The sequence below is a fragment of the Microseira wollei NIES-4236 genome (genome assembly GCF_020521235.1).
Classification (GTDB): domain Bacteria; phylum Cyanobacteriota; class Cyanobacteriia; order Cyanobacteriales; family Aerosakkonemataceae; genus Microseira; species Microseira wollei.
Map to the genome: position 1 here is coordinate 1 of NZ_BLAY01000737.1, position 255 is coordinate 255.

The following is a 255-nucleotide window of genomic DNA, read 5'->3' on the forward strand; positions in this document are numbered from 1 at the left end:
TCAGCCGTGCCCCTACAAAACCTGCGGCATCATACAACCTTTGGGTACAAGCTCAAAGTTAGTGTCAGCCGTGCCCCTACAAAACCTGCGGCATCATACAACCTTTGGGTACAAGCTCAAAGTTAGTATCAGCCGTGCCCCTACAAAACCTGCGGCATCATACAACCTTTGGGTACAAGCTCAAAGTTAGTGTCAGCCGTGCCCCTACAAAACCTGCGGCATCATACAACCTTTGGGTACAAGCTCAAAGTTAGT

Annotated in this window: 1 protein-coding gene; it reads left to right on the forward strand. The window is 49.4% G+C overall.

Features of this window, described 5'->3' with window-relative positions; all coding sequences use genetic code 11:
- Positions 1-190: hypothetical protein (locus MiSe_RS50390; RefSeq protein WP_226595138.1), on the forward strand; the 190-nt coding region annotated here is incomplete at its 5' end.
- Between the last annotated feature and the right edge of the window lie 65 nt (positions 191-255).